Annotated in this window: 19 protein-coding genes; 12 read left to right on the forward strand and 7 right to left on the reverse strand. The window is 34.1% G+C overall.

Translation table 11 applies throughout. The features are described from left to right. Positions 1-9: 9 nt before the first annotated feature. The 5 genes from EV196_RS17825 to EV196_RS17845 form a co-directional block, all read right to left on the reverse strand. Positions 10-897 carry a transglutaminase family protein gene (locus EV196_RS17825; protein ID WP_132219139.1) on the reverse strand — a complete coding sequence of 296 codons (888 nt, stop codon included), beginning with the start codon at positions 895-897 and terminating at the stop codon, positions 10-12. Between the two features lie 2 nt (positions 898-899). Further along, complete coding sequence (locus tag EV196_RS17830) at positions 900-3,458, reverse strand: circularly permuted type 2 ATP-grasp protein (protein ID WP_132219140.1); 2,559 nt, start codon at positions 3,456-3,458, stop codon at positions 900-902. Positions 3,459-3,465: 7 nt separating this feature from the next. Then, positions 3,466-6,804 carry a transglutaminase family protein gene (locus EV196_RS17835; RefSeq protein ID WP_132219141.1) on the reverse strand — a complete coding sequence of 1,113 codons (3,339 nt, stop codon included), beginning with the start codon at positions 6,802-6,804 and terminating at the stop codon, positions 3,466-3,468. A 241-nt stretch (positions 6,805-7,045) separates the two neighbouring features. Further along, complete coding sequence (locus tag EV196_RS17840; RefSeq protein ID WP_132219142.1) at positions 7,046-8,050, reverse strand: sugar kinase; 1,005 nt, start codon at positions 8,048-8,050, stop codon at positions 7,046-7,048. A gap of 39 nt (positions 8,051-8,089) precedes the next feature. Further along, positions 8,090-9,130 carry a GMP reductase gene (locus EV196_RS17845; protein WP_132219143.1) on the reverse strand — a complete coding sequence of 347 codons (1,041 nt, stop codon included), beginning with the start codon at positions 9,128-9,130 and terminating at the stop codon, positions 8,090-8,092. Between the two features lie 242 nt (positions 9,131-9,372). On the opposite strand from EV196_RS17845, the gene EV196_RS17850 reads away from it, so the two are divergent. After that, entirely contained in the window at positions 9,373-10,677 is a 1,305-nt protein-coding gene (locus tag EV196_RS17850; RefSeq protein ID WP_165876195.1) for an ATP-binding protein, read from the forward strand. A gap of 22 nt (positions 10,678-10,699) precedes the next feature. Here the strand turns inward: EV196_RS17850 and EV196_RS17855 are convergent, their stop codons facing one another. Both EV196_RS17855 and EV196_RS17860 read right to left on the reverse strand, forming a co-directional pair. After that, positions 10,700-11,080 carry a RidA family protein gene (locus EV196_RS17855; protein WP_132219145.1) on the reverse strand — a complete coding sequence of 127 codons (381 nt, stop codon included), beginning with the start codon at positions 11,078-11,080 and terminating at the stop codon, positions 10,700-10,702. A gap of 18 nt (positions 11,081-11,098) precedes the next feature. Then, entirely contained in the window at positions 11,099-13,858 is a 2,760-nt protein-coding gene (locus tag EV196_RS17860; RefSeq protein ID WP_132219146.1) for a putative LPS assembly protein LptD, read from the reverse strand. 195 nt (positions 13,859-14,053) lie between these two features. On the opposite strand from EV196_RS17860, the gene EV196_RS17865 reads away from it, so the two are divergent. The 11 genes from EV196_RS17865 (at position 14,054) to EV196_RS17915 (ending at position 24,086) form a co-directional block, all read left to right on the forward strand. After that, positions 14,054-15,199, forward strand: coding sequence for an N-acetylmuramoyl-L-alanine amidase family protein (locus EV196_RS17865; protein ID WP_132219147.1), 1,146 nt, complete (start codon positions 14,054-14,056; stop codon positions 15,197-15,199). A gap of 57 nt (positions 15,200-15,256) precedes the next feature. Beyond that, positions 15,257-16,192 carry an MlaD family protein gene (locus EV196_RS17870; protein WP_243652277.1) on the forward strand — a complete coding sequence of 312 codons (936 nt, stop codon included), beginning with the start codon at positions 15,257-15,259 and terminating at the stop codon, positions 16,190-16,192. A gap of 29 nt (positions 16,193-16,221) precedes the next feature. Then, positions 16,222-17,535, forward strand: coding sequence for a (Fe-S)-binding protein (locus tag EV196_RS17875; RefSeq protein ID WP_132219148.1), 1,314 nt, complete (start codon positions 16,222-16,224; stop codon positions 17,533-17,535). A gap of 10 nt (positions 17,536-17,545) precedes the next feature. Continuing rightward, a complete protein-coding gene (locus EV196_RS17880; protein WP_132219149.1) occupies positions 17,546-18,202 on the forward strand; it encodes a hypothetical protein in 657 nt (218 codons plus the stop codon). Between the two features lie 8 nt (positions 18,203-18,210). After that, positions 18,211-19,002, forward strand: a complete 792-nt coding sequence (locus tag EV196_RS17885; RefSeq protein WP_132219150.1) for a (Fe-S)-binding protein — start codon at positions 18,211-18,213, stop codon at positions 19,000-19,002. A 90-nt stretch (positions 19,003-19,092) separates the two neighbouring features. After that, entirely contained in the window at positions 19,093-19,578 is a 486-nt protein-coding gene (locus EV196_RS17890) for an ABC transporter ATPase (RefSeq protein ID WP_132219151.1), read from the forward strand. A 76-nt stretch (positions 19,579-19,654) separates the two neighbouring features. Further along, positions 19,655-20,878 carry a phosphoserine phosphatase SerB gene (gene serB / locus EV196_RS17895; RefSeq protein ID WP_132219152.1) on the forward strand — a complete coding sequence of 408 codons (1,224 nt, stop codon included), beginning with the start codon at positions 19,655-19,657 and terminating at the stop codon, positions 20,876-20,878. Between the two features lie 114 nt (positions 20,879-20,992). Then, on the forward strand, positions 20,993-21,433 hold the full coding sequence (locus EV196_RS17900) for a thioredoxin family protein (protein WP_132219153.1): 441 nt from the start codon (positions 20,993-20,995) through the stop codon (positions 21,431-21,433). Positions 21,434-21,435: 2 nt separating this feature from the next. Then, positions 21,436-22,419: an FAD:protein FMN transferase gene (locus EV196_RS17905; protein ID WP_243652278.1), complete on the forward strand. Its 984-nt coding sequence runs from the start codon at positions 21,436-21,438 to the stop codon at positions 22,417-22,419. Beyond that, a complete protein-coding gene (locus EV196_RS17910) occupies positions 22,419-22,628 on the forward strand; it encodes a DUF4266 domain-containing protein (protein ID WP_132219154.1) in 210 nt (69 codons plus the stop codon). Before EV196_RS17905 ends, EV196_RS17910 begins: the two co-directional genes overlap by 1 nt. A gap of 9 nt (positions 22,629-22,637) precedes the next feature. Beyond that, positions 22,638-24,086: a DUF3570 domain-containing protein gene (locus EV196_RS17915; RefSeq protein WP_132219155.1), complete on the forward strand. Its 1,449-nt coding sequence runs from the start codon at positions 22,638-22,640 to the stop codon at positions 24,084-24,086. Positions 24,087-24,153 lie beyond the last annotated feature (67 nt).

Here is a 24,153-nt window from a genome sequence, read left to right on the forward strand (position 1 = left end):
GCATAAACCTTAAGCAGGCCTAATGTCAACCGATACCTGCATCTTATTTTTACCCGTACTGTAAATCACACCCTTTAAAGGTGGCACATCGTAGTAATCGCGCCCCCAAGACACGGTAATATGTTGGTTTTTTGGTATTTGGTTGTTGGTAGGGTCAAAATCAATCCACCCAAACGTAGGGATGTAAACCGAAAACCATGCATGCGAAGCGTCGGTACCCACCAATTTTTCTTTTCCTGGAGGTGGCAATGTTTCAATATACCCACTTACATAGCGTGCAGGCAAGCCTATAGAGCGTACACAAGCAATAGCAATTTGAGCAAAATCTTGACACACCCCTTTTTTCTCTTTCATCACCTCGTGTAGTGGCGTTGCAATGGTACTAAAGCCAGAATCGAATTTAAATTCAGTAAATATACGGGTCATCAAGTCAAAAGCCGCCTCGAAAACAGGTCGTTCCGGTTTAAAAGAAACTTCAGCATAGGCTTTCATTTCGGGGGTAATCTTAGCAATAAATATAGATTCTAAAATAAACTGCTTCGCATCAATATGTTCGGGTGTGTTCTTCTTTAAAAGCTCTAAAGCATTTTCTAAATTAATAGTTTTACCAGTAACAGAGGTTCCAATATCGGGTTGCAACGTATAATCTCTCAATATCCTACTTTTTGCAGTTACTTTAAGCTCTTTATGATATTTTTGTATAGAAAAACGCGTGATGGTATTGCCAAAAAAGTCGGTGCGTTCGGTTATTTCTGCCGGTTCAGGGCTTATATCTAGTTTATAATCTAACAATGTTTGCCCCAACATAGTTTTAGGCTTTAAAGTGGCTATGTTATGGCAAAAGGTAACGCCACTTTCATATTCGTAACTGGTAGTATGTATTACTTGAAACTCCATAATTAAAGCGGGAAATTTTGATTAACCAATTGCGATTGTTGATACGAATGGTTGAAATAAGTATCAGATATGGATAAATTCATTTCATGCAGTAAGTCGCTCAATTCTGCTAAAACGTTGTCCAGATGTTCTCTAATAATACCCTCTGCATCTAATTCTAAAAGTGTATCGATATTTAAACTTCGAATTTTAAAGTTGGCTTCTGAAATAAATTTTTGACAGTCAGTCGCTTTTCCGGTCACTTCAGAGTGTGGTAATCTATCAATATCTTTTTGAATACGGCGTAGTTGATACGTTAGCGATTTCGGATAGTCTTTATCTAATAAAACCAAATGGATCACGTTTTCAATACTTAAATACGAGCGGTAACTATAGCGGTAAATGTTTAAACTTTCGTGGCTGGTTAATAAAGCTTCTAAAATCTCATATTGAGGTTGCTCTTTGTGGTTCATCACTAAAAGCGAACGGCATTTAGCAATATTCATAGTGGCTTGTTCGGTTTGCAAACCTATAAAATATAAGAGTAAACCTTGTTCAACCAAAATACTTTCTTCTATAAGAGCCATAAAGGCAATAAGTCTGGTAATAATCCTATCCAATACTTTTATAAGGGCAGTGGTAGAAGTTTTATCATCATCTTCTACAAAGCGTTTCCAAATTTTTTGAATACCATCAAAAACCCGCCACATGTCTTTACTCCATAAATTCCGTAATGAATAGTACGAGTTATTAAAACTGGAAAGCGTTTGTGCAAAACTTCCAACGCGATCGCCATCAATCATTAAAGAAAGTATTTCTTTTAAAGGATCTTTTAAAGCATCTTCGCCTTCTTCACCTATAAAACCAGGAAAGGTAGAGGTAATGTTGGTAACCGATTGAAATAAACTAAGTAAACTCTCCGATTGCGTTTTTTGTTTCGTGTATTGTTCGTTACTTATTTTGTTAAGCACGGTGCGTAAAAAACGGGCAGTAACCAAAGCTCTGCCTAAATACCTGCCAGACCAATATAAATTTTCGGCAGTATTACTAGGTAAATCGTTAATGCCGGAAATGGAAGTTTTACAGTTGTCATCCCAGGAATAACTTTGTATATTAGTTTGTTCTTGGTCTGTAACAATCCAAAAATCTTTACTTACGCCACCACGTTGGTTGGATACAAATAAATTTTCGCGTTCGGCAGCAACACGTACCAAACCACCAGGCATCACAGAATAGCCATCTTTATGTGCAATAGAAAAGGTGCGGCACATTACTTTTCTAGGTTCTAGCTTACCATCTACAAAATCGGGCGCTGTAGAGAATGATATTTTCTCCTGAGCTACAAAAATGCAAGGATTGGAAAGAATTTCTTGTTTGAGTGCTTCAAGCTGATTTGGTTTCAAAAATTCACAGAAAAAGATGTTTTCTCTGTTGGAACGGTCTATGCGTTTTACAACCAAATTGGTTAAGTTATTTAAAACATAGCTACGTTCTTCTTTTTGTCCACACCACCAAGAGGCTATAGAAGGTAATATTAAATTTTCTTTAAAATAATATTTACAAATAGCATTCATAAACGGGATGAGTCCCGAATTTTCTAAAACGCCACTGCCTATAGGGTTTACAATGGAAACGTGTTGTTGTCTCACAACATCGAGTAAGCCAGCAACACCTAAGTAGGAGTCTTCACGAAGCTCTAAAGGATCCATAAAAACATCATCAACACGCCTTAAAATTACGTCAACTTGTTTCAGTTCTTTTAAAGATTTCATCCAAACATTACCGTTGCGTACAACCAAATCGTTTCCTGTTACCAAAGGATATCCTAAGAACGACGACATGTAAGCATGCTCAAAATAAGTTTCGTTTAACGGCCCTGGCGTAAGAATAACAATATTAGGGTTTTCCTTGTTTTGTGGTGCCGCTTCAATAAGCATTTGATTGAAATAGAAAAAGAAATGCGAAGGTTGTTTTACATTGATATCTTTAAAAATATCTGGTAAAATTCTGCTGGTCGAAAACCTGTTTTCCAGTGCATAACCCATACCAGAAGGGGCTTGGGTTCTGTCGTTTACAACCCACATGCGGCCATCGGGACCACGGGCTAAATCGGCAGAATAAATGAGTAAGTTTTTTGCGGTTTTATATTGAATTTGGTCGCATTGCCTTAAAAAACCACGATGTGCAAAAATAACTTCGGGCGGAATTATGCCATTTTTTATAAGCTCGCGTTCACCATATATATCTTTTAAAATAAGATTTAATAATTCGGAGCGTTGCTTGATGCCTTTCTCAATAGTTTCCCATTCTTTTTCATGGATAATAAAGGGTACAATATTCAATTCCCAGGCACGATGCATCCCTTTGGGGTCGTTGTAAACATTATAGGTAACGCCGTTTTCATCCATCAACCAATCCATCTCTTTTTGTTTAGAGATCAAGGTTTCGGTACCCATTTGGGTAATATTATTAAGCAATTTATCCCAATTTGTATTCACGGACATGTTAGATTTTAGAACTTCATCATAATTCTTAAAATCAGAGAAATAATTTTTGAAAAGCGTGTTAGTATCAATCGGCATCAATCAGTTATTTTTTTCTGAGGTCTAAGGTATAAGGAAATTCGAAATTAATTGGCAATTCTTTATAAATAAATTTTTTCGAAGCTTCAGATTTTTTAAAGCCTCTATCAGAGTTGGTATCATTTTGAGTAATTGTTCCAACTTCAACAACATCGCCTTGTGTATGGCCTTGTTCCCAAAAACGGTTAATACGTCTTGATTCTGCTTCATAACTATTCACAGGATAGGTTTCGTACGAACGACCACCTGGGTGATTCACAAAATAAGTACAACCACCAATAGAATGTTTGTTCCAAGTATCTATAATATCGAAAACTAAAGGCGTATCCACATCAATAGTAGGGTGTAGCGATGAGTGCGGATTCCAAGCTTTATAGCGAATACTAGCTACATATTCACCTTTAACGCCAGTACTATTTAAATGTACCTTAATACCATTACAAGTAAGCACATAACGTTCTTCAATAAAATGCGATACTTTAACTTGAACACGTTCTACGGAAGAATCTACATATCTGGCAGTACCACCACCAGTCATTTCTTCACCTAAAACGTTCCAAGGTTCAATGGCAGCACGCAGCTCTAAGTGGATGTTATTAATTTCAACCATGCCATGAAGTGGGAACCTAAATTCAAAAAACGGATTGAACCACTCTTCCTTAAAGGCGTAGCCAGCTTTGTTTAGTTGGTCTACAATATCTTTAATATCTTCTCTTACGTAATGTTCTGTTAAGAATTTGTCGTGTAACTCTGTACCCCAACGTACCAAATCGTGTTCGTAAGGAGTGTTCCAGAACCAAGATACCAACGTACGAACCAATAAGTTTTGCATCAAACTCATGCGTGGGTGTGGAGGCATATCAAAAGCACGTAACTCTAATATACCTAAACGTCCAGAAGATGAATCGGGTGAATATAATTTATCAATACAGAATTCGGCGCGGTGTGTGTTTCCTGTTAAGTCGGTTAATAAATGGCGGAATAATCGATCGGTTAACCAAAAAGGCACGTCTCCATTTTTAGGTATTTGACTGAAAGCAATTTCCAATTCATATAAATTTTCCATTCTAGCTTCATCAATTCTTGGTGCTTGACTCGTAGCTCCAATAAAAGCCCCAGAAAATAAATAAGAAAGCCCCGGATGATGCTGCCAATACGTTAACAAACTACGTAATAAACTAGGCTTACGTAGTAACGGACTATCAGCAGGCGTTGTACCCCCTAAAGTAACGTGGTTACCGCCGCCAGTGCCTGTATGTTTACCATCAAGCATGAATTTTTCAGTCCCTAAACGAGATTGTTTGGCATATTCATATAATTTGAATGTGGTGTTTGTAAGCTCAGACCAGTTTTTTGATGGGTGTACATTCACTTCAATAACACCTGGATCTGGTGTTATTTTCATCGATTCTAAACGGGTATCTTTTGGAGCACTATAACCTTCTAAAATCACGGGTATTTTTAATAAACTCGAAGTCGCTTCAATGGAAGCTATCAAATTTAAAAAGACTTCAGCAGAATCTGTAGGAGGTAAAAATAAATGAAGTTTTTCATCTCTAACTTCGGCACACAAGCCTGTTCTTATGAAATAATCATCATTATAACTATCTAATTTATTTTTTAGAAATTTTTCACGTCGAACTAAAACAGAATAAAAGTATTGTGGTAATTCATCTTGCTCAGAAAATTGATCTGGTTGATGAATGGGGAAGTCCTGCTGTTTAGGTTTTCTTAAAAGAGAGTCAAGTGGCAATCTTAAACCAATGGGCGAATTCCCAGGTATTAAAAAGATGTGCTGACGCCTAAAAGTCCATTCGCAGGTAAACCATTTATTCTTATGGTTATTAATAGGCACTACATACCCAACAGGTTTGGTAGTGCCATTTTTTAAAATTTCTTTAAGTTTATTTTTAACCAGCATATTACCGTCTTCTTGAGTCGGGTCAATGTCTATAGGTAATTTACCTTCTTCCCACAAAAAGTAGAAACTATCTTCGTAAACAGGTTTAATAGTTTTATCTGTGATGCCTAAAAATGATGTGAGTGTTTCTAAAAACAATTTGTCGGCATCTGCTGGTAATTTTGCATTTTCGGAAAACAAACAAAACAAATTTTTATGTCTGTTTCTCCACATGGCTTTACCATCTTTTCGCCAGCACAATTCAATATTCCAACGTGGTAAAGGCTCACCCGGATACCATTTACCTTGTGCTTGGTGTATAATACCATTTTCACTAAATTCATCATATAATTTAGCAGCCAGATTTTTAGCGAGAGCTCGTTTGTGGTCACCGTCGGCTTCTGTATTCCATTCTTCACCTTCCATATCATCAATGGAAATAAAAGTGGGTTCGCCTCCCATGGTAAGTCTTACATCGTCTTTTATTAAATCTTTTTCAACTTTAAAACCTAGGGCGTTTATGGCATCCCATTGTTCTTCAGTGTATGGTTTAGTAACGCGAGGTGACTCAAAAATACGTTTTACTGAATTTTCAAAAAAGAATTCGGTTTCGCAAACATCGCTCATTCCAGATACGGGTGCAGCACTTTCAAACGAAGGCGTACAGGCTAACGGAATATGTCCTTCACCAGCTAATAACCCAGAAGTCGCGTCAAAACCTATCCAACCAGCACCTGGAAGATATACCTCTGCCCAAGCGTGTAAATCGGTAAAATCTTCTTCAGGACCCGATGGACCGTCTAAGGATTTCTCATCCGATTTTAATTGTACTAAATACCCAGAAACAAAGCGTGCACCAAAACCTAAGTGGCGTAAAGCTTGTACAAATAACCAAGCGTAATCACGACAAGAACCACTTTTCAGTTTTAAGGTTTCTTCACATTTTTGTACACCTGGGTCTAAACGTATGTTATATTTAAGATACTCATATATTTTCCTATTGATGTCAATTAGAAAATAGATGGTTTTTCGAGGTGTTTGATCTATAGTTTTAAGAAAATTTTGAAGTAGCTCGCCATTTTCAGTAATCTCCAAATAGGGAAGAAGCTCTTTTTTTGTAATAGCATCATATTTAAAAGGAATTTCTTCGGCTGATTCTTCAACAAAAAAATCAAAGGGATTGATGGTTTTTAAATCGGCTATAATTTCAACTTCAATAGATAATTCTTTTGTTTTCTCTGGAAAAATAACGCGGGCCAAATAGTTCCCAAAAGGATCTTGTTGCCAGTTAAAAAACTGATTTTCTGGTTTTATTTTTAAAGAATAGGCTTCAATGGGTGTTCTGCTATGTGGGGCAGGGCGAAGCCTGAAAATATGAGGAGATAATGATACTGAACGATCGTATTTGTATAGTGTTTTATGTGAAATTATAATTTTTAATGCCATAAAGAATCCAATTAATTTGATTACAATTTAAGTGATTTTTATCTGAAAAATAAATGAATAGAATAAAAATGCAAAAGAATATAGAATGCGTATTTTTTCAATTATAAATTGATATTTCTACAATTTTTCCAACTAATTTTTTCTGATAAAAAAATAAATAACAAAAAATACAATAATGACAATTCTTTAAATTGCAATTAAAACAAATTGAATTTCGGCTAGTTATAGAAATTAAATGAGTTTATCTGTTAAATCTACCAGAAACATTACCATCCAAAATACCCATAACTTCGGAGACTGTTGCGTAGTTTACATCACCTTCGTAGGTGTGTTTTAAAGCACATGCTGCACTTGCAAATTCCATAGATTTATAATCATCAAACTCCTGTAAGCCATAAATTAAACCAGCGGCAAAAGCATCGCCAGTACCAATTCTGTCAATAATGTGTGTAATATCAAAATCACTTGTCTCTCTAAATTCTTTTCCGTTCCACATTCTGGCTCTAATTTTATGCCATGATGCATTTATTGGCGTTCTTATTTTATCAAAAACCTTTTCTATGGAAGGAAATTTATCCATCAAGGCTTTACTTGCTTCAATAAAATCGTCGTTTGAATATTCGTAATTCGTATCTAAAACTTCATTTATTTCATTAATACCACCAATGAAAATGGTAGAATATGAAATTAAATCTGTTAAAACATCCTTGGCATTTTCACCATATTTCCATAACCCTTTACGGTATGTAGGGTCTGCACTCACTGGGATTCCGTATTTTTTAGCTAGACTAAGACCTGCCTTAAGGGTATCGTAAGCGCCTTTGCTAAGTGCAGGGGTAATTCCTGTCCAGTGTATCCATTTTCCTTTTCTTAAAATAGCTTCCCATTTTACCATCTCTGGTTTTATTTCTGAGAAAGAGGAATGCGAACGGTTATATGAAATAGCACTTGGACGCATTACAGCACCTACTTCTAGAAAATAAACACCTAAAGGTCTGTCTGATCGCACAATAGCCGATGTACTTACACCAAATTTTTGTATGTATGAAATGGCAGTATCGCCAATAAAATCGTTAGAAACACAGCTAATATGTTTAACTTTTTCACCAAAATTAGCAATGGAGATCCCCACATTTACTTCGGTGCCACCAAAATAGAATTCCAACAAATTAGCTTGTATGAATTTTTTGTTTCCTTCTGGTGATAACCGCATTAATACCTCTCCGAATGTTATAATTTGTTTCATATTAAAAATACCTTTCTTAAATTTTGATCAATATATTAATTAATTTGTATACACCCTATTTTCTTGTTCATTTACTCTTATAAATGTGGTACGTTTGGTTAGCTCTTTCAAGCGTTGTGCCCCAACATAAGTGCATGTACTTCTTAAACCGCCTAAAATATCTTGTAATGTGTTGTCAACATCACCTTTAAAAGGTACTTCGACTGTTTTTCCTTCGCTGGCTCTATAATCTGCTACGCCACCAACATGTTTTTCCATGGCTGTGGTAGAGCTCATGCCGTAAAATTTCCGATAAGGTTTTCCATGTTTTTCAATAAGTTCGCCGCCACTTTCGGTATGGCCAGCAAGCATGCCACCCAGCATTACAAAATCGGCACCAGCTCCAAATGCTTTTGCAATATCACCTGGAGTAGCGCAGCCACCATCGCTAATTATTTGTCCGCTCAAACCATGAGCAGCATCGGCACATTCTATAATAGCAGAAAGTTGCGGGTAGCCAACACCTGTTTTAATACGTGTGGTACAAACAGAGCCTGGACCAATACCAACTTTAACAATATCGGCACCAGATAATAATAATTCTTCAACCATTTCGCCAGTTACAACATTGCCAGCAATTATAACCTTATCAGAATATTGATCCCTCGTTTGTTTTACAAAATCGGCAAAATGCTCTGAATAGCCATTGGCGACATCAACACAAATGAATTTTAAATAGGGGTTGAATTTGAATACAGACGCTAAATGTTCAGAATCTTTTTCGCTAATTCCAGTACTAACGGCTATGTAATTTTCGATGCCTTCTGGTAAATTTGATGAAAATGTATTCCAATCGGCAATAGAATAATGTTTATGTATGGCTGTAAATAATTGCTTTTTAGATAATGCTTTAGCCATTTCAAAAGTGCCAACCGTATCCATATTGGCTGCCATAATAGGTATGCCTGTCCAAGAAAAAGGACTATGAAGAAATTTAAATTCGCGTTCTAAACTTACTTCAGATCGACTTTTTAAAGTCGAACGCTTGGGGCGAATCATAACATCTTTAAAACCTAATTTTATATCATATTCTATGCGCATTTATAATTGAGATTAAGGTCGTTTTAAATATGTGATAAAGTTAAATAAAACAAAATAATATATTAGCTTTAAATAGCTGTATTACTTTTGTAATTAATATAATTATAGATAAGTTTGTTAAAAAGTGCGCTAAGTATATGAGATTTCCTATGCAGTTTCTTAAGTCTATTCCAGTAAAGAGAGTATTATCTATTATTATTTTCATTTCAATAGCTGTTGTTTTATTATTTGTCTATTTTTTTATGGAGAATAAAATAAGTACTAATGTGCTCGTTTTGTTTTTATTCGGATTTATAATTGTTCAGATTTTTGTGCTGCAATATTTTTTTAAAAACCAATTAAAGCATGAGGTTAGAATTTCTAATTTTAAAAATAGAATCAGGGAATTACAAACCAGTTTTGATGAGGCCGATAAACTTGTCGATTATAAATCGGTTTATATTGCTAACATGAGTTATGAAATACGCACACCGCTTAGTACGGTATTGGGTATGCTTAATATGCTAAAACAGACACATTTAGATGACGATCAAAAAGCTCAAGTTGAAATTGCCGAGTATTCTTCAAAGCATTTATTGCAACTTGTAAACATGGTTACAGATAATGAAGATGTTGAAAATGGTGAGGTAGAAATCAATTTATTGGCACTCGATTTAAAGTCTGATTTGTCTCAACTTTTTAAAGTATTTGAATATCAAGCTTGGGAAAAAGGTTTGGAGTTTGAATATAAATTTTTAGTAGATGAGAGGCGTAAATTTTCTCTTTTAGGCGATTCTTTACGCATTCAACAAGTTCTAATAAATTTAATTAACAATGCCATTAAGTTTACTAACTCAGGAAAAATCACCATAATTGTAGATCAAACCGTAAGTATTGAAGATGGACAAATTGTAACATTTTATGTGAAAGATACTGGAATAGGTTTACGACCTGAAAAAGTAAAGCAAATTTTTGATGACTCTAAAGCTTTTAATGTTTCAGAAGAAAGAGATTACAGAGGTGGCGGTATAGGGCTTTCAATTTCACATAAACTTGTGAAATTGATGGGAGGTGATTTAAAATTAGAAAGCAAAGAAAACGAAGGCTCCACTTTTTACTTTAGTTTACAACTTAAAAAAACATTGGGGATAAAAAGTGAAGATGAAATTAAAAACCCTGTTTTATTAGAAAAATTTAGTGTTTTAGTTGCTGAAGATAACAGAATGAACCAGAAAGTAATTAAATTTTTATTAGAACAGCAGGGTGCCGATTGTACCTTTGCCAAAAACGGATTAGAAGCTGTTGAATTATATAAAATTTTAGATTTCGATATGATTTTTATGGATATTTATATGCCAGATATGGATGGATATGAAGCTACAAAAGCCATAAAAAAAACAGAGAAATACTCACATTACAACATACCAATCATAGCAGTATCGGCAAGTGCTTTTGAAGAAGATATTATAAATGCGAAATTTGCAGGTATAGACGATTTTCTAGCAAAACCCTTGGAGGTTGCTAAATTAAAAGAGTTACTAATAAAATATTCGAAAAAAGACGCCTAGTTGAAGGTTTGTTTTTCAGAAATTACTTTACCGCTATCACGCTAATTTCCACGTTTACATTTTTTGGTAAGCGTGCCACCTGAACGGTTTCGCGTGCTGGCGCAGTAGCCTCATCAAAAAAACTACCATATACAGCGTTTATTTTAGCAAAATCATCCATATTACTAATAAATATTGACGATTTCACCACATGTTCAAAAGCCATATTAGCAGCTTCTAAAACAGCCTTTATGTTATGCATCACTTGTTTTGTTTCAGTTTCAATATCGTTTAAAACAAGTTCGTTGGTTTCTGGGTTAATGGCAATTTGTCCAGAAGTATATAATGTGTTTCCACTTAAAATAGCTTGGTTATACGGTCCAATAGGAGCAGGTGCATTTGGTGTAGTGATGATTTTTTTCATGTGGTTGATGTTTCTCTTCTAAAGACTTCTATCAGCTTGATTTCGTTTTTCGTATTTCAAATCTTGTAGCATGCTCGATTTAATTCCTATAAAGAAATTCCAAGAAGCATTTGTGCTAAAAGGTACCCAACTAAAATTCATGCGCCAGCTCATCAAATCGCGCTCAAAACGCAATTGGGTATAGGTAAATCCAGCATTTTTTAAATCATATCCAGAAGATGCGCCAATAGACCATTTTTCTGATAGTTTAATATCGCCAGAAAACATAAGCGAATGCGATGATATTTCATTCTGTCGAGTTGAATTGGAATAATTTACCGCATAGGCGATTCGTAAATTCCACGGTATGCTAAAATGATAAAATTCGCTAGGTTTGTTTTCTTCTTCTTCATCTTCCCCTCTCATATTATCTACTTGCTGATTTGCAAAATCTTCTGAAATACCAAATAAGTCATCATCCCGTCCACCATTTCGTAAATTTTCTTGTATACCTTTTTTATTTTCATCCTTTTTACCATCCTTACTATTTGATAAAGACCAACTGGTAGTTAGGTTGGCACTGGTTAATCTAAAAAGACTTCCACCGTTATTAATATTAAAGGTGTTAATTCTGTTATTATTATTGTCTAGTGCATAAGGATCTAAAGTAGCTCCAAAATTAATACTCATTTTGTTATCGAAAAGTTGTGTGCCTCCACTCATACTAACGGGACTCCATTGCAAAGAATCGCCTGCAACATTATATGAGGTTGAAAAATTTAAATTATTCAATAAAATAACTTTTTTAGCTTCCGTAGCCGTACTATCCTTATCTCGCACTTTAGCTTCAAGATTGTTTGAAAGTGAAAGACCAACAGAACTAGAGAAAGTATTACCCGGAGCACCAAAAATGCCTCCTGTAAAACGGGTATATGATACGTCACTTGAAGTTAATCCATCGGCGCTTACAACTTCATAGGTGTCATAATATTTATCAAAAGCTGGATTTATATTATAGCTAATAGAAGGTCGAATAATGTGTCTAATAGCTTGTATTTTAGGGTCTTTCCCTTCTTTTTCAAAATTAAACATACCATATACAGTGGTTCCTAAACTGGTGCTAAAGTTATAAGTTCTAAAGGAGTCAAATCCTTTAACATCTTCTGTTATAACTTCTCTCTCGATAGTGTCGAATGATTTTTTTACAGTATTAAATGTCCAAACTTCATTAAAATTTGAACTGGCACTTATGCTAAAATATTTAAATAATTTAAAATTAGTAGTAAGCGGTATCGTATGTTGAAACCCCGCTAGGGCATCATCAAACATTTCTTTTTTAAAGAAAAATTCATCGGTAGTAGTAATTCTGTTTTCACCTCTAACACTGTATTGTAGGTTGATGTTTTGAATAATTCCTTTTTTTGTTCCCGTTTTTGAAGCGAAAGGATATATTCTACCAATACTTCCTTGGAAGGTTGGAAGCGTCATGTTTATTTCTTCAGTATTGGTATTTTGAGAATGTGTAGCCGTTAAACTAATATTAGGTTGCAATTCACCTTGAAAAGTTCTAGAATATGAAATCGAAGACGATAAAGTGTTATTTAAAAATGAACCTGTATTAATTTGATTAACAGAGGTTTTGTAATATTTACTACTCCCTAAGTTTACCGAAGCCGAAAAGCGTGAATTAGGATTGGATTTACTATCTTGACTATGCGACCAGCGTATGTTGTAAACCGTAGATTTGGAATAATCTGGAAAACCACGTTCGCTACTAATTAAGCTTTCATACCTAAAATTTAAATTACCTCTAAACTTATAGCGCTTGGCATAAGTGCTTTCGCCACTAAATCCATAACTTCCGTTAGTGTAATAGTCGCCCAAAAGTGTTAAATCAAAATATTCGCTAAGCGCTAAATAATAACCACCATTTTGTAAAAAGTAACCACGTTCGTTTTGTTCACCAAAACTAGGAATTATAATACCAGAGGTTTGTTTATCGGACTGTGGAAAGAAACTAAATGGCAACCAAACAGGGGTTGGAATATCATAAATATACAAACCTGCAGCTCCTGTTACTATTTTTTTCCCTGGTACAATTTTAGCTTTTAATAACCGAATATAATATTCAGGGTCATCTAAATCTTCGGCAGTAGTGTATTTTGCATTCTTTAAAAAGTAAACGGAATCGTTTTCTTTTTTAGTTAGAGATGCGATAACGGTACCGTCACCTTGTTCTGTTTTGGAGTTATATATAAGTGCTTTTTTCGTTTTTGTATTAAAAACAATAGAATCGGGTTCTACAACATTGCTACCTTGTGTAAAAACAGGTTTTTGCGAGTAAGTACCTATAGAATCGGTAATACCTTTAGCGTAAACGGTGTTTTTTGTATAATCTATGGTAATGTTTCCGGCAGCAATATTCATGTCACCATAATCTATAGTGGCCTCATTATATAAATATAGTTTATGTTCTTTTTGGTTAAACTTGGTATAATCAGTAGCATGGTATTTTACGATATGCTCTAAAAGATCTTTTTTAGGCTTAATAGAGTCTTTTAGGGTCGAATCTTGTACTTTTTCAGAAACCTGAGGAATTAGCAAACTATCAACGCTAACAACAAGGCTGTCATTAGCACTTCTGTCTATAGGGATGCCACTTTTAGGGATGTCTTGTGCAAAGCTTAACATGTTAATAAACATTGTAAAACTTAGTGTAAAAAGTATTTTAAAGTTGTATGTGTGCAACGCTTTTAAATGTATTTTTGTAAAAGTATGGCTCGATTTTTGAAAAGCCAAAATTACATATATTTTTCTGTGATTAATTTATTATTCAATTAAAATTTTAAATTAAACTTGGAGACACTTAAATTAAGTAATAAACCAAGTTTTTTAATCGTTAAAATGTTTGTGAGCTATGAGATGTCATAATAAAAATGATAATTATGGTTAATGTTTATGAGTTACCGATTTATGTTAAAAAAGATTTATTCCATGAAAACGCCCAAAATATTACTTTTCGTATTATTTATAATAGTATTAACATTTTCTTCATTTATAAAAAATGATAAACAGCAAGCCGTAGAAAAATTTATTGTGGTTCTAGATGCTGGCCATGGGGGAAAAGATCCTGGTAAACTTTCTAAATATGGATATAAGGAAAAGGATATTGCTTTAAAAATAACACTTCAAGTGGGGGCAATGCTTGAAAAGAACCCCAATATAAAAGTTATTTACACTAGAACCACCGATGTTTTTATTGAGCTTAAAGATCGTCCAAAAATCGCTAACAATGCTAAGGCAGATTTGTTTGTGTCGATTCACTGTAACGCACACCACACCGAAGCATCAGGAACTGAAACCTTTGTATTGGCAGTTGGTAACGCCAATCAAAACTTAGAGGTAGCGAAAGCTGAAAATGAGGTAATTTATTTGGAGGACGATTATGAAAAACATTATAAAGGTTTCGATCCCAGTTCACCAGAATCTTTCATGAGTATTTTATTCAGTCAGGAAGAATATACCGACCAAAGTATTATGTTGGCGAGTTTAATTGAAAAGAACTTCACCAGTAAATTTAATAGAAAAAGTAGAGGGGTTAAACAAGCTAGTTTGTGGGTTATACACCAAACCGCTATGCCAAGCGTTTTAATTGAAACGGGTTTTGTAACCAATAAAGAAGAAGGTGCCTATTTAAATTCTGACAAAGGGCAAACTGAAATTTCCACAGCCATTTCCAATGCTATTTTGGAGTACAAACACAACTTAGAAGGTAATGTGGGCGATTTTGTTTTTAAAGGAGAAACCACGGTAATAAAGCCAAATACGGAGTCTCCTGCACTTAAAGTTACAGAAAATACAATTTTATCTGATACTCCAGTAGCATATAAAATACAATTAATAGCTACTTCAAAGCCAATAGAAGTAAAATCTAATAATTTTAAAGGTTTAAAGAATGTTGTTAGAGAAAAAGAAGGCCAATTTTTTAAGTATTTTTATGGAAACACTTCAAGTTATGATGATGCCAAACAACTGGAAGAAGAAGCTGCTAAAAAAGGTTATAAATCGTGTTTTATAGTCGCTTTTAAAGATGGCAAAAAAATTAGCCTAACCGAAGCTTTAAAAACAACAGCCAATTAAAGAGATTCTTTTTAAATTTATTTTAAATTTGTAATTCTAACATTTACACTATTTACTTTGAAAATATCAAAAGAAGTTAAAACAGGCATTTTAGTATTATCGGGAATAGCACTTTTTATTTTTGGATTTAATTACCTAAAAGGAAGAAACATATTCGAGCCTACCGATGTTTTTTACACCGAATTTGATTATAATTCTTTAAGTAAGTCGTCACCAGTTACCGTTATGGGTAATTCGGTTGGTAAAATTGAAGACATCTCTTATAATTATGATACAGGGAAAACACGGGTTGCCTTTACAGTAAGTGAGCAATTAAAATTCTCAAAAAACAGTGTCGTTAAAATGTACGAAACCGGATTAATGGGTGGAAATGCACTTGCTATACTTATTAGTAATGAGGGTGAACAAGCAGAACCTGGCGATGTATTGCCATCTGAAGTTGAATTTGGCTTGGTAACCAACCTTTCTAAAAACTTTTCTGGAGTTACAGATAATTTAGATTCAACCTTAAAATCGACCGACACGTTGATGGTTAGCATCAATAAGTTGGTTAACGATAATTCGGATGCTGGTTTAAAACGTACTATTGAAGAGCTAAATTATACCTTAAAATCATTTAAAACCACTTCGAATACCGTTAATGAAACCTTATCAAAAAATGATAAAAATATTACGGCTATTCTTGATAAATTTAAAACAATAAGTGCCGATTTAGCAGTACTTACTACCGATTTAAAAGACGCCAACGTAGGTGCGACAGTCGAAAATTTAAATGTTACTTTAAATAAGTTAAATGGAATTTTAGCAACCATAGATAAAGGTGAAGGCTCTTTAGGTAAATTGCTGAAAGATGAAGGTGTTTACAACAATTTGGAAGGAGCAAGTTTACAGTTAGAACAATTACTTCAAGACATGAAATTGAATCCAAAAAGATATGTTCATTTCTCTTTATTTGGAAAAAAAGCCAAACAGTACGAGGCTGAAGAAAATTAAGATAAATAGAAAAATTAATTGGTTAAAACATGAATTATTTGCCTAACATCCTTTTTGTTATTCTACTAGTTTTGGGAATTGGTTATTTCTCTAAAAACGTACAAAAACTCATTCGTAATATTAAATTAGGTCATGATGTTAACGTTAGTGATAACAAATCCCAACGTTGGAAAAACATGGCAATGATAGCCTTAGGGCAAAGTAAAATGGTACGTCGTCCCATTGCTGGTTTTCTGCATATTGTAGTTTATGTAGGTTTTATTATTATCAATATTGAAGTTTTAGAAATTATTATAGATGGTATTTTTGGCACACACAGAATAGGATTGTCAATACTTCCAGAAGTCATTTATGGATTTTTAATAGGCAGTTTTGAAGTGCTGGCTGTTTTAGTTTTCATAGCAGTAATTATTTTTTGGATACGCCGCAACATTATTAAATTAGCACGTTTCTGGAAAAGTGAAATGACAAGTTGGCCAAAAAATGATGGTAATTTCATCCTTTATTTTGAAATGGTATTAATGACGTTGTTTTTGGTAATGAATGCAACCGATACCCATTTCCAAAGTATCAATACAGGTAATATTATTAGTCAATATATAGCACCTTGGTTTAGTGGTCTGTCAGAAAGTGCATTGCATACCGTTGAAAGAACTGCTTGGTGGTTTCATATTATAGGCATTTTAGTGTTTCTAAATTATTTGTATTTCTCTAAACATCTTCATATTTTATTAGCGTTCCCAAATACGTTTTACGGAAAATTAACACCAAAGGGACAGTTTAATAACTTAGAAGCGGTGACCAAAGAAGTAAAAATGATGATGGATCCCAATGTCGATCCATTTGCAGCACCTGCTGAAGGTACCGAAAACGAGATGCCAGCAAAATTTGGAGCGAGCGATGTACACGATTTAAATTGGGTGCAATTGCTAAATGCTTACACTTGTACCGAATGCGGACGCTGTACTAGCGAATGTCCTGCAAACCAAACGGGTAAAAAATTATCACCTCGAAAAATTATGATGGACACCCGCGACCGTTTAGAGGAAGTTGGTAAAAACATCGACGCGAATAAAGGGACGTTTAAAGAAGATGGAAAACAACTTTTAGACAATTATATTACAAGAGAAGAACTTTGGGCATGTACATCATGTAATGCCTGTGTAGAAGCCTGCCCCGTAAGTATCGACCCACTTTCAATTATCATGGATATGCGTCGCTATTTAGTTATGGAACAAAGTGCGGCTCCAACCGAATTAAATAACATGATGACCAATATTGAAAATAATGGGGCACCATGGCCATTTAATCAAATGGATCGATTAAACTGGAAAAACGACTAAATTATTAGAAATGAAAAAAAAGTTTTTTAGAGTTCTGTTTTTCTGTTTTGTATGCTTTGGAGCTATTTTTAATAATTATGCGCAAAGTTCAAATGATGCTGAACACATGCATTTAGATAATTTGGCAAAACAAATGTTTGTTGACATAAACAATAGAGATTTTGACGCTCTACTTCAAATGACACATCCAAAAGTTTTTGAAATTTTGCCAAAAGAAGATATGAAGAATTTTTTAAAGTCTATGTTTGAAGGTACCGAAGAGCTTTCCATAGATATGCCTAAAATTATTCCAAACTATAAATTATCAGAAATTTATAATATAGAAAAAGACACTCTTAAGTTTGCTTTTGTTTCTTATGATATGAATTTTAAAATGACTTTCAATAATCAAGAATTTGATGATGATGCCAAAGAAATGATGCTACCTATTATGGAAGCTCAAGGCATGGAGGTAGAATTCTTATCGAACAAAACCATGAGCGTGTTGGTGAAAGATAGTTTAACAATTATTTTAAAAGACAATAATACTAATAATGAATGGGTTATGGCTAATTATAACCCCGATTCTCCATTTTTTTATCAGATAATGCCTTCTGCTTTAATGGAAAAAGCTAAAGAATACAAGCAAAATTTAATGCTGGAAAGAAAAAAAAACAGTGAAAATTAATTAAAACAATGAGCGAATTACTAAAAGTGCCCACCATGGCAGAATTTATGGCACAAGGAAAACAACCTGAAGTATTGTTTTGGGTTGGTTGTGCCGGTAGTTTTGACGATAGAGCAAAAAAAATAACCAAAGCCTTTGTTAAATTATTAAACAAGGCTAAAGTAGAGTTTGCTGTTTTAGGAACTGAAGAAAGCTGTACGGGCGATCCTGCTAAACGTGCAGGAAACGAATTTTTGTTTCAAATGCAGGCGATGACTAATATTGAAGTATTAAATGCTTATGAAGTTAAAAAAATAGTAACTGCTTGTCCGCACTGTTTCAATACCATAAAAAATGAATATCCTGGATTAGGCGGAAACTATGAGGTTATGCATCATACCCAATTTTTAAAAACCTTGCTGGATGATGGACGTTTAACCGTTGAAGGTGGCGAATTTAAAGGAAAGCGCATCACGTTTCACGACCCATGTTATTTAGGTCGAGCCAATAATGTATATGAGGCCCCGCGTGATTTAATCCGAAAATTAGAGGCAGAATTGGTAGAAATGAAAAACTGCAAGCAAACGGGTTTATGTTGTGGTGCAGGTGGCGCGCAAATGTTTAAAGAACCTGAAAAAGGCAATAAAGATGTTAATGTAGAGCGCACCGAACAAGCATTGGAAGTAAAACCAGATATTATAGCTGCTGGTTGCCCATTTTGCAACACCATGATGACCGATGGTGTAAAAGCTAAAGAAAAAGAAGCCGATGTAGTTATTATGGATATAGCAGAACTCATTGCAAATGCTCAAGATTTATAAGATTCCTACGAAAACAGGAATCTATTCATCAATAGAATAATAGAACATCAAAATCCATCAATCATTAATTAAAAATCGTAAATCAATTACATGTTATTAGATTTCAATACATTACCAGAAGAATCACGTGTTTGGATATTCCAAGCCAATCGTTCATTTTCAGAGCAAGAACTTGAAGAAATTAAGGAGAAGTTGGACACGTTTGCCGAAAACTGGACAGCACATGGGAGCGATTTACAAGCGGGCTATACTATTAAATATAACCGATTCATTGTTTTGGGCCTAAACCAAAAAATAAATGCAGCTTCTGGCTGTTCTATTGATGCTTCCGTTAATTTTATTCAACAATTAGAGAAAGAATACAATGTTGATTTATTGGATAAGATGAATGTATCTTACAAACAAGGAGAGTTTGTCGCTTATAAAACACTTCTGGATTTTAAACAAATGGCAAAAGATAAAGCCATTTCAAAAAACACCATTGTTTTTAATAATTTAGTAACCACTATCGCCGAGTTTAACGAAAACTGGGAAGTTCCAGCAAGCGAGAGCTGGCACAGTCGATTTATTAAATAGATTCTTCTAAATTTAAATCAAAAAAACTTTCATATTTCGAATACAATAATCAATTTTACAGCTTAAATAGTAAATTATGGCTAAGGAAATTTTCCTATTAAATATTTCTGGACAAGATAAACCAGGTCTAACCTCTAGTTTAACGAGTGTTCTAGCGGAATATAATGCAAAAGTATTGGATATTGGGCAAGCTAATATTCACGACACCTTATCCTTAGGTATATTATTTGAAATTCATTCGGGATCTAAATCGGCTGCTGTTTTAAAAGATTTACTTTTCAAATCGTATGAACTGGGTATAAAAGCAAAGTTCACCCCAATTACTCTTGAAAATTATGAGAAATGGGTTAGACTTCAAGGTAAAGATCGCTATATCATTACTATTTTAGGTGAAAAATTAACGGCTCAACAGATTTCGGAAGTAACCAAAATTATTTCTGAAAAGAATTTAAACATAGATTCTATAAAAAGACTTACAGGACGTACTTCGCTCATAAAAAAAGAAGACTATCCAAGAGCTTGTATACAATTATCAATAAGAGGTCATATAGAAGATAAGCGTGAGTTCACCTTAAAATTCATGCAAATTTCTAGAGATTTAGATGTTGACATTGCTTTTCAAGAAGATAACATTTACAGAAGAAACCGCCGTTTGGTGTGTTTCGACATGGACTCTACCCTTATACAAGCGGAAGTTATTGATAAATTAGCGGAGTTAGCCGGGGTTGGAGATGAAGTAAAAGCCATTACGGAGTCTGCCATGCAAGGTGAAATAGATTTTAAAGAAAGTTTTGTACGACGCATGAAACTTCTAAAAGGTTTAAGTGAAGATGTGCTACACGATGTTGCGGTTAATCTACCTATTACCAAAGGGGCTAGAAGACTTATTGACACTTTAAAAAGCTATGGATTTAAAACCGCTATTTTATCGGGTGGATTTACTTATTTTGGTTATTATCTTCAAAAAGAGCTGGGTATAGATTATGTGTATGCCAATCAATTAGAAATTATAGATGGTGTGCTTACAGGCAATTACCTAGGTGAAATTGTGGATGGTAACAAAAAAGCAGAATATTTAAGAGAACTTGCCACAAAAGAAGGGATTGATATTAGTCAAACCATTGCAGTAGGCGATGGTGCAAACGATTTGCCTATGCTCAATTTAGCAGGTTTAGGTATAGCGTTTCATGCAAAACCAAAGGTTAAAGACAATGCACAAAGCTCCATTTCAAGTATTGGGTTAGATGGTGTTTTGTATTTATTAGGTTACCATGATAGGCATATTGACCTACTTGAGTAAATAGATTTATTCTAAATTAAATGGCTTTCAAAATATTTATAAGGTTTGAACGTTAATTAGTATCCTTTAAATATTTAATCCTATTTGGTTTATCATTTTAATAAAATATAAAATATGAAAACAAAAGCTTATTGTTTAACTGTTTTAGTTTTTATTATGTCATTATTTGTTTCAGCACAAGACTGGTCTACCAATTTTGAAGATGCAAAGCAATTGGCTTCAAAAGACAATGAAAATATAGTATTGGTATTTCAAGGATCCGATTGGTGTGCTCCATGTATGAAATTGGACAAGGAAATTTGGAGTACCAAAGAATATCAAAATTTAGCGAAGAATCATTTTGTTATGCTGAAGGCAGATTTTCCTAGAAAAAAAGCAAATAAACTTTCCGAAGAATTAGAATTGCAAAACAAAAAATTAGCAGAAACTTATAATAATCAAGGGTATTTCCCTTATGTGGTTGTTTTGGATAAAACTGGCAAAGTTCTAGGAAGTTTAGGCTACGAAAAAACATCACCGACCCAATATTACAATAAACTAGCATCATTTAAATAATTTTGAAAGGCTTATTTAGCATCCTTGTTATTTTAATCACATCCATTTCTGCTTCTCAAAACGTTTACAATAGAACGTTGAAACTCATGGGCAGCCGTTTCGATATTACAGTTGTTGCCGAAAATGAATCAGAAGGAAATGAATATATAGATTTGGCAGTCAATGAAATAGCTAGAATTGAAAAACTAATTTCGTCATGGGATGCCAATTCGCAAACTTCAGAAATTAATAGAAATTCAGGTATTAAACCAGTTGTGGTTGATGATGAATTGTTTCAATTAATTAAGCGTTCATTAAAAATATCCAAACTTACTAATGGCGCTTTCGATATTAGTTACGCATCCATGGATAAAGTTTGGCATTTTGATGGGAGCATGACCGAGATGCCTTCAGAAGAAATTATTAAAAATTCTGTTTCAAAAGTAGGGTATCAAAACATTATTCTAAATGAAGAAAACCATACGGTGTTTTTAAAATTAGAAGGTATGAAAATAGGTTTTGGCGCCATAGGAAAAGGGTATGCTGCCGATAAAGCTAAGGCTTTGTTACAAAGCAAAGGGGTAACTTCTGGAATTGTAAATGCTTCTGGCGATTTAAATACTTGGGGAACACAACCCGATGGTAAAAATTGGATGGTCGCCATTGTAAATCCATTAAACAAAAGTAAAGTATTCTCTTGGTTGCCAGTTAGTAATAGCGCCGTTGTAACCTCTGGTAATTACGAAAAATACGTCACCTTTAACGGTGTTTTGTATACACATATTATAGATCCAAGAACAGGTTATCCAAGCACAGGAATATTAAGTACCACCGTATTTACCGCTACGGCAGAATTGGCAGATGCATTGGCAACGTCCATTTTTGTAATGGGTTTAGAAACAGGTTTAGACTTTGTAAATCAACTAAAAGGCGTGGAATGTGTTATTGTTGATAAGGATAACAAATTGCATACATCAAAAAATATTAATTTAAAACCTATTGATTAATGAAAAAACTAGCAATGGTATTACTTTTTACAATGGTGTTAACATCTTGCACCGTTGTTAAAGAATACGAAAAAGTAAATTTAAACGACCCCGATATGGTACTGTCGCAAAAAAAATCAAATAGGTTTGAAACAAACTTCCAGGTTTATAGAGAAGGTGCTTCGGGCGCAAATGGTGGAAAATCGGGTGGAGGTTGTGGTTGTAACTAAATTGATGTGATGAAAAAATTAACATACTTACCCGTTTTATTTTTTGTGGCCATAGGATTTGCTCAAGAAACAAACCAAACAGCTTACAAAAAGCGTGTTTTAGAAACCGCTGAAGTAGATTTTTTAACAAGTTACTACACCCAACAAGGTGATAATGCTTCGGTAACAGGAGGTATTGGTACAGAAAAACTTTCAGATTTTACGCCAACTATTGTTATTAGCATACCTTTAAATGCTGATGATGTGCTTACTATTGATGCGGGGATTTCAACCTATACTTCAGCTTCGTCAAGTAACTTAAATCCGTTTGATATTAGTGGAGCTTCAAGAGGTGGAGATGATGATGATGACGATGACGATGACGATCATGGAGGAAATAATGCAGGCAATGTTATTGGAAGTCCGTGGGTAGCTTCATCTGGAGCTTCCAGACAAGATACTTGGGGGAATTTAAATATTGATTATTCGCATAGTTCGGATGATAGAAATACAGTTTGGAACGCCGATGTTTCATTAGCTACAGAGTATGATTATTTTTCTTTAGGTTTTGGTGGTGGTTTAGTAAAACAGTTTAACGAAAAAAACACAACCTTAGGGATAAGTACTAAAATATATTTAGACCAATGGATGCCTAAATATCCCACTGAATTAGATTCGTATGTAGAGGTAAACGGGAATTTAAATCAAGGTTTTTTTGAAGGTATAACCATATTAGACCAAAACGGCGATGCCAGTACAAATTGGAGGCCTGTTTCTGGATTTGGCCTTATAGATAACAAGTCAAGAAATTCATATTCCTTATCTTTTAGTTTTTCACAAATATTAAATAAGAATTCTCAATTTTCGTTATTTTTCGATTTGGTTCAACAAAAAGGTTGGCTAGCAAACCCCATGCAACGTGTGTATTTTGCAGATGTAAATAACTACTATATTGGTAATGCCGAAAGTATTGATAACTACACATCCTTAAGTAATAGAGACGTTTTTCAGTTAGCTGATGATATTGAACGTTTGCCAAATACCCGATTTAAAGTACCAATAGGCATTAGGTTTCATTATTATTTAAATGAAATACTGTCATTAAGAACCTATTATCGTTATTATTTTGATGATTGGGGCATTCGTTCGAATACGGCAAGTGTGGAATTGCCTATAAAAGTTTCGCAAAAGTTTACGCTGTATCCATCATATCGTTATTATAACCAAACCGCAGCCGATTATTTTGCACCTTTTGAAGAAAACCTATCAACAAGTGCGTATTATACTTCAGATTATGATTTATCTGAATTCAGTGCTAATCAATTTGGTTTTGGAATAAGCTATACCGATATTTTTTCAAATGCCCATGTTTGGAAATTCGGATTAAAAAGCATCGACTTAAAGTATAATAACTATAAACGAAACTCAGGGCTAAAAGCTAATATTATTTCGGCAGGCTTTAAGTTTGTTATGGAATAGTATTGTTCATAATCTTATTATAAATCTATCTTAAAGTCTTTTTAACTTCTTTTTAAAGTAGTATTTT

Origin of the sequence: Mariniflexile fucanivorans (assembly GCF_004341235.1) — a bacterium.
In the GTDB taxonomy this organism is placed as follows: domain Bacteria; phylum Bacteroidota; class Bacteroidia; order Flavobacteriales; family Flavobacteriaceae; genus Mariniflexile; species Mariniflexile fucanivorans.